Source organism: Bacillus cereus group sp. BfR-BA-01356 (assembly GCF_022663635.1).
Lineage (GTDB): Bacteria > Bacillota > Bacilli > Bacillales > Bacillaceae_G > Bacillus_A > Bacillus_A cereus.
This window is the reverse complement of the sequence record NZ_JAKUFX010000196.1, coordinates 1-7,412: the sequence shown is the minus strand read 5'-3', so window position 1 is coordinate 7,412 and position 7,412 is coordinate 1. Positions and strand designations below refer to the sequence as shown.

The following is a 7,412-nucleotide window of genomic DNA, read 5'->3' as shown; positions in this document are numbered from 1 at the left end:
TGAATCGAGAGATTCATAAGAAAACGTCATCCTTTCTAGTCTAGCTTTTTTAGAAAGAATAACGTTTTTTTACACTTGGGGGTAGTGAAGATTTTTAAGTTGATGGGCATGTGGCGGTATCCCCTCTTTAAGTTTATTAAAATACTTTCCACAATTTTTTCCGAAGCTATTACTTCAAATCACCTTTTATTACGATGCCCCCTCCCGCCTTCTCTCCAAAAAGGTAATACTCTCAATCACAACTTCAGTTCTATATATTCTCTTGCCTTGTTCATTATCGTAATTACTAGTCTGAATACGCCCTGTAATCCCAACGAGTGATCCCTTTTTACAATATTCAGTTACATTCTCAGCCGATTTGCGCCAAACGACACAATTAATAAAATCGACTTGTTGTTCACCTAAACTATTTCGAAATCCTCTATTCACTGCAACACATATTCGTGCATAAGCGACGCCTTGTTTTGTGTAGTATAATTCTGGCTCCTTTGTCAATCTACCGATTAATACAACTCGATTCATCATAAGTTATACCACCTCACATGTTTTTCTTCATTGTAAGGAGAAATGTTTGAATGGTAAAAAGCACAAAATGATATATCCGTAAATAAAAAGTATTATTTTAGACCTTACAAAACAAAAAAAGAAACCATACATAGTTCAAACATGTATGGTTTCAAAATTTATTACACTTCAGTACAAGATATGTAATATCCTCCGCGAGCCATCTTTATTTCAGCACGGTACATTGCATTTTCTAAGTAGAAAGTAATCGGTTTAACTTTACTCTCAAATTTTAGTCTTTCATTGCATTCAGCTGCATATCCTTCAATCGCTGAAGTAATAACTTTTGATGATGGATACGTTAAAGCTTCATCTAGTTCTATGAAAAAACTTTTAGAAAATAGTTTTTTCATAATCCCCTTCTTCTCTTTCATCATATTCCATCTCCTTCACTTCAAGTTGCTATCATCCATATTATACCATACATTCAATATATCTTTGAAAATAAAGAAATCCTGCATTTTTCATGCAGGATTTTTTTATTAGTCATTTTTCGTAAAGTAAGAAACGAAACGAAGAATTTCTAAGTATAACCATACTAATGTAAGCATTAGTCCCATCGCAGTATACCACTCCATATATTTCGGAGCTTGACTACGTACACCATTTTCGATTAAATCGAAATCTAGTAATAAGTTTAATGCAGCAACTACAATAACAACTGCACTAATAATAATACCGATTGTACCACCTTGGTGAATGTATGGAACAGTTACACCAAACATATTTAGTAGGAATACGACTAAATACATAACCATAATTCCAAGTGTTGCTGCCATCACGCCTGTACGGAATTTATCCGTTACTTTTACTACGCGTGTTGCATATAACACTAACATTGCAAATAGAATTGAGATTGTTAGTAATACAGCATTTAAAACGATAGAATCGCCAAATTTCATTGTATAAACTGCTGAAATACTTCCTAACACAACCCCTTCTACCGCTGCATAGATTGGTGCACCAAAAGGTGAAATGCGCGGGAAGAACATAGACGCAAATGCGATGATTGCCGCAACGATTAAAGCACCAATTAATACTGGCATCTTCATCGTCCCCTGCATCATCTGTATGTATGAATAGACAGACGTTGCAAGTAGCAAGATAAGCATAATGAACGTTTTGCCTACTGTTCCGCCAATCGTCATCGCAGAAGCACTTGCTCCCTCTTTACGGAATGCCTCTTTTTTCAACATTGGATTAGATGTTCTCATTTTTTCCCTCCTAAAATAGGTTCTACCAATAGTGTAAAGTTTTTCTCTTTACTTTTCAATATATGCAGCTTGTTTTTATTTTAATCCTTCAACGATGTCTGATAGTTCACTCCATCTTTCCATCTTTTTTTCTAGCTCTTCTTCTGTTTTCTGCTGTGCTTCAGATAATTCTTGTGCCTTTGTGAAGTCAGATCCAACTTTCGCAAGTTCTTCTCCAATTGACTCAATTTTCTCTTCAAGTTCGGCAATTGTATCTTCAATCGTTTCCCATTCACGCTGTTCATTGTATGAAAGTTTACGTTTACGTTGTTGTTTTGGCGCTTCTTCTACAACTTTTTTCTCTTTTTGAACTTCCGCTTTCTCCATAAGTTCTCTCGTTTTTTCCATTTCTAAATAATCTGTATAACTACCTAGAAACTCACGCACTTCGCCTCCGCCAGTAAAGATGAACAGTTCATCTACTACTTTATCTAAGAAGTAACGGTCATGCGATACAGTTAAAACGACACCTGGGAAATCTTCTAAATAATCTTCTAGTACTGTTAATGTTTGTGTATCTAGATCATTCGTAGGTTCATCAAGTAAAAGTACGTTTGGTTCTCCCATTAAAATACGTAATAAATATAAACGTCTTCTTTCACCACCAGATAGTTTACCAAGCGGTGTACCATGTGAATGAGTTGGGAATAAGAAACGTTCTAACATTTGAGATGCACCAATTACTTTTCCATCTGTCGTATGAATAACTTCTGCAATCTCTTTAATGTATTCAATCATACGCTGATTTAAATTCATCTCTTCATTTTCTTGCGTATAATAAGCAACTTTTACAGTTTGTCCTACTTCCACTTCACCACTATCAGGAGATAACTTACCTGCAAGCATATTTAATAGGGAAGATTTCCCGCTTCCATTCGCCCCAATAATTCCGATACGATCACCCGGTTTCACAATATGATTAAAATTATGTAATACCGTCTTATCGCCAAATTTTTTCGTTACATCTTTTAACTCAAGTACTTTCTTTCCTAGACGACTTCCGCTTAGTGCAATATCAACTGACTGTTTTGCAGCTGGTCCTTCTTGTGCCTTTAGCTCATCAAAACGCTGAATACGCGCCTTTTGTTTCGTAGAACGGGCTTTTGCACCACGACGAATCCAAGCAAGTTCACGACGATATAAATTTTGGCGTTTCGATTCTTGTGCCAATTCTTGCTCTTCACGAAGTGCTTTCGCTTCTAAAAATGTACTATAGTTTCCTTCGTAGCTATATAGTTTACCATTATCTAATTCAAAAATACGATTCGTCACACGATCTAAGAAATAACGATCATGGGTTACAAGTAATACCGAACCTGTATATCTCGCTAAATATTCTTCTAACCATTCAACTGTCTCGTGGTCAAGATGGTTCGTAGGCTCGTCTAAAATTAATAAATCCGGTGTTTCAATAAAACATTGTGCCATTGCGATACGTTTTTTCTGTCCACCAGATAAATTCCCAACAATTGCAGTGAAGTCCGTAATTCCTAATTTCGTTAAAAGAGATTTCGCATTTGCATTTGCTTCCCATGCACTCATTGCATCCATACGTTGCTGCACTGCAAATAATTGTTCCTGTACTTTTTCATTACTTGGATCTTTTTCAATATTTAATAGTGCTTTTTCATAATCACGAAGAAGACGAATTAAAGGTGTATCGCCATGGAACACTTGCTCTAATACTGTCAGTTTTTCATCAAACTCTGGTTGCTGTGATAAATAACTAATTGTATACCCACGTGAATGCGTCATATCACCTGTATCAGGAGTTTCTAATCCCGCAATAATTTTTAATAATGTCGATTTACCAGTTCCGTTTACACCAATAATTCCGACACGTTGTCCTTCTGTAATACTACATGATAATCCATCAAATAACGGCTTTTCTCCATATGATTTTGATAAGTTCTCCACAGTTAACATTTTCATATTTGTGCATTCCACTCTTTCATAAATTGTTCAATAAACTGTTCCATATAAAGATGACGAATTTCAGCCTCTTGTTTTGCTGCATTCGTATTCATTAAATCTTTTAATTTCAAAAGTTTTTCATAAAAATGATTTAAAGATGGATCATTATTTTTTCTATACTCTTCTTTCGTCATTTCTTCACGCGGCGGAATAGTTGGGTCATACATTAATCTCCCTTTCGCCCCGCCATATGCAAATGTACGAGCAATTCCTATTGCACCAAGAGCATCTAAACGATCCGCATCTTGAACAATTTTCCCTTCAAGTGACTCTACTGTGCCGCCATGGCCACCTTTATAAGACATATTGGCGATGATATGAAGAATATGTTTACTTTCCTCTTCTTCAACACGTAGCTCTTCTAACCAACCAGAAACTTTTTTCATTCCTGCTTCTTCACTTTCATTTAGCTTTTCATCTGCCACATCGTGAAGTAATGCTGCCATTTCAATTATAAAACGATTTCCACCTTCTTGCTCAGATAAAGAAATCGCCATTTTATGTACACGTTCAATATGATACCAATCATGCCCACTCGCATCTTTTTCTAAAATATGTTTTACAAAAGTAATTGTTTTTTGAATTTTTTCTTGTTTTGTCATTTTATCTTCACCCAGTTACTTATTGTAACACGCCCGCATTTTTTCATCACATATTTTCTTGTCCGCCCATACACTAGGTGGTAGGCATCATCATGAAGGAGGAATAAACATGTTCTATAATAATCAACCGCCTTATCCAAGGCAACCATTGTATCCTCAACAACAAGAACAGAGATACACAGAACAATACGAAGAACAAGAGTTACAACAGCAAGAGCAACAACATGACGAAACCCCATATGCAACAACGCAAAACCAAGAAACTGAATTTCAACAAAATCCATATGACACACGTCCAAATTATGAATATCCTCAAAATCCATATGCAGCACCACAAAATCAAGAACAGCGATATCCTCAAAATCCATATGTAATACCACAAAACCAAGAACAACAATATCCACAAAATCCATATGTAGCACCACAAAACCAAGAACAACAATATCCACAAAATCCATATGTAGCACCACAAAACCCATACACAACTCAGCCACAACAACCGCAATATCAACAACAAATGTATCAACCAAACTACGACGCACGTGTCTCACCACCTAAACCACCAACAATAGATCCAACTCAACCACAAATTTTACCGCCCGGACCAACACTAGACATTACACAACCACAAATCTTACCACCTGGACCAATTACTGAACCAACACAACAACAAATTCAACAAGTTGTCGGTACACAATTTTTATCTTTCAAGAAACCTGTACTAGATTTCGTAAAACCATGGGTAGATTACGGTTTAAATGAAGCAAAACATACATCACACGAACACGCATTAACAGAAGTTGCTGCGATTATGTTTTTAGTTGGTAAAGGCTTCAATCCGACGATTGCACATTATATCGTTGAATCTTGGGAGAAGAATGAGCAGTTTTAGGGTTGTTTATTTGATAAAATATAAAAAACACAAAAGTGCCAAACCCCTTATACCACAAGGGTTTTGGCACTTTTTAATATCTAAAACAAATTTTATTGAAATAATTATTTTTATAGATTTTCATACTTTTTTATATAGTACGTGAACATATACAGTACAAAAATACACCTTTGTATACACATTTTTAGAAACATCTTACGTTTATCAAACAATAACCAAAAGACGTACCTGCAACCTCATCATATAAATAATAGATATTAAAAAGAGGACACTATAAGCGCCCTCTTCCTTAGGTTTTAAATATGTTCTCCATGATCCATAAACACTTCAATTGCTTCGTTTTGTGGTATGTCTTTTGCATTAGTAAGACCAAAAGTAAAAACAGCGGATAACATCATCATTAATAAGATTGCTTTTTTCATTTTAGCGCCCTTCTTTCTATGCTCTTTTTGTCTGCATCTAAAGCGATGTGCAAATACTTGCTTGCTTTTCTATGATTTTCTGAACCATAGAATATTTCACCTAAAAGAGAAGCATATTCTTTTACCCAATCATATAATTCTTCTTTTTCAAAATACGAAATACCTTCTATAACCACATTTTCTAATTCTTCTTGCGGTACATAGTTATGTACTGCTTTTAAAATTCGGAAATGATGACGATAACATAAGTCGCTAATCTTATAGCCATTCTCAATATATTCATTAGCGATATCACTATAACCTAACTTAAAATGTTCTCTTGCTAAAAGAAACATAGTTTTAGCGTTATTTTCTAATGAATCCTCTAAGTGTTTAATTGCTAACTCTGGCATGTTTTGACTTGCGTATAAAAGTCCTAAATTATGCTTAACTCGTTTAATAAGAAGTTCATCATTAGATTTTTGGAAGGTACCTAGTGCTGAAAGTAAATATTCCTCTGCACTTTCGAATTCATTTAGTCGAATGTGTGCCATTCCTAAAGTATTTAAGCATGCTGCAGTTTTTAATTCATACCCTGGACTAATTGAAAATACTTCATTCGCCTTTGTAGCAAATTGAACTGCTAGGATCGGTTTTAATACGTGATAGTAATGGACTGCAAGCCAATAATTAAATTCTGCTTTTTCAATTTCATCATGCATGTATTCTAAAAACGTTTCAGCTTTTTCAAATTGCATTCTTGCTTCACTATGGTTTGCTTTATTAATAGCGTAAATTGCTTTAAATAAATGATGATAGTACTCTAAAAATGTTTCTGTAGACTCTGGTAAAGGCTCGATTTTGTCCAGAATATCTTTTGTACTATCCATATCCCGAATTAGCAGTTTATACCGTGCATTCAATAAAGCGTAGTAGACTAATATTGTTTGGTCTTCCTTAATATTATTGATTTTATTTGCAATATCTTCTTTTATTTTCTGAGACTGTAATACACGTTGTGAAATCATAGCTTGATACCATTCGTTTAATAATTTTGTGATTTCTTCTTTAGAAATAATGTCAACACTCATCTACTTCTACCCCCTTTTGTTAAATGTTATCATGACATGCTTGTTTGCATAAATAAGTTTTTGAATATTCTAACTTGAAAAATTATTTTTGAATATTCATGTTAACAAAATGGTCCCTTTTCAAACCTTAAAAAAGAACACACGTTTGTTTGTAGTGGAGTTAAAAAAACAAAAGTGAGGTATTACATCATGGGATATAACAGCTTTCCTGTAGTACGTGGAAGAGGTATGGTGAAATGGAATCCGTTTGCTTCAATACCGGAGCAATACGAGGAAATACATAGAATGTTTGAGGAACAATATAAAGTACCTAAACCTTTTTTAACACAAGATACTATGGAACGAATAGAAAGAGCGTTAATGCAATCTTTTCACGAGGAAGAAGAAATACATATCTCATACTATCGTGATGGAATGGTGCAAGACATGTACATAAATGTATTACATATTGAACCGATGACGAAAACTATATATTGTACAGATGCCTTTGGTTTGAATACTAAGTTTAAGTTTGATGAATTGGTGAATATAAATTAAAAGAAGCCGCCCGACAGGACTGAAGTGCCCCCCCAAATTTATACCCACCCCAACAAATTGGGTGGGCGTACCAAATAAATGTTGGGTTTTTGAGCCAA

Annotated in this window: 9 protein-coding genes; 2 read left to right on the top strand and 7 right to left on the bottom strand. The window is 34.8% G+C overall.

Features of this window, described 5'->3' with window-relative positions; translation table 11 throughout:
* Nucleotides 1–189: 189 nt before the first annotated feature.
* From MR168_RS31500 to MR168_RS31480, 5 genes are all read right to left on the bottom strand, one after another.
* Nucleotides 190–525 (bottom strand): single-stranded DNA-binding protein, encoded by a 336-nt coding sequence (locus MR168_RS31500; RefSeq protein ID WP_000982019.1) that lies wholly within the window; start codon nt 523–525, stop codon nt 190–192.
* A gap of 161 nt (nt 526–686) precedes the next feature.
* Nucleotides 687–941 carry a DUF4318 domain-containing protein gene (locus MR168_RS31495; protein WP_000975137.1) on the bottom strand — a complete coding sequence of 85 codons (255 nt, stop codon included), beginning with the start codon at nt 939–941 and terminating at the stop codon, nt 687–689.
* Between the two features lie 105 nt (nt 942–1,046).
* Entirely contained in the window at nt 1,047–1,778 is a 732-nt protein-coding gene (locus MR168_RS31490; RefSeq protein WP_001260655.1) for a Bax inhibitor-1/YccA family protein, read from the bottom strand.
* A 75-nt stretch (nt 1,779–1,853) separates the two neighbouring features.
* A complete protein-coding gene (locus MR168_RS31485) occupies nt 1,854–3,749 on the bottom strand; it encodes an ABC-F family ATP-binding cassette domain-containing protein (RefSeq protein ID WP_000783169.1) in 1,896 nt (631 codons plus the stop codon).
* Nucleotides 3,746–4,393, bottom strand: a complete 648-nt coding sequence (locus tag MR168_RS31480) for an HD domain-containing protein (RefSeq protein ID WP_086412144.1) — start codon at nt 4,391–4,393, stop codon at nt 3,746–3,748. Before MR168_RS31480 ends, MR168_RS31485 begins: the two co-directional genes overlap by 4 nt.
* 109 nt (nt 4,394–4,502) lie before the next feature.
* Between MR168_RS31480 and MR168_RS31475 the strand changes: the two genes are divergently transcribed.
* A complete protein-coding gene (locus MR168_RS31475; protein ID WP_242291733.1) occupies nt 4,503–5,285 on the top strand; it encodes a hypothetical protein in 783 nt (260 codons plus the stop codon).
* A gap of 296 nt (nt 5,286–5,581) precedes the next feature.
* On the opposite strand, the gene MR168_RS31470 is transcribed toward MR168_RS31475, so the two are convergent.
* Both MR168_RS31470 and MR168_RS31465 read right to left on the bottom strand, forming a co-directional pair.
* Nucleotides 5,582–5,707: an aspartate phosphatase gene (locus MR168_RS31470; protein ID WP_000709201.1), complete on the bottom strand. Its 126-nt coding sequence runs from the start codon at nt 5,705–5,707 to the stop codon at nt 5,582–5,584.
* Nucleotides 5,704–6,777 carry a response regulator aspartate phosphatase gene (locus tag MR168_RS31465; RefSeq protein ID WP_049107464.1) on the bottom strand — a complete coding sequence of 358 codons (1,074 nt, stop codon included), beginning with the start codon at nt 6,775–6,777 and terminating at the stop codon, nt 5,704–5,706. The genes MR168_RS31470 and MR168_RS31465 overlap by 4 nt, the downstream gene beginning before the upstream one ends.
* Nucleotides 6,778–6,966: 189 nt before the next feature.
* On the opposite strand from MR168_RS31465, the gene MR168_RS31460 reads away from it, so the two are divergent.
* Nucleotides 6,967–7,314 carry a YolD-like family protein gene (locus MR168_RS31460; RefSeq protein ID WP_000541073.1) on the top strand — a complete coding sequence of 116 codons (348 nt, stop codon included), beginning with the start codon at nt 6,967–6,969 and terminating at the stop codon, nt 7,312–7,314.
* Nucleotides 7,315–7,412 lie beyond the last annotated feature (98 nt).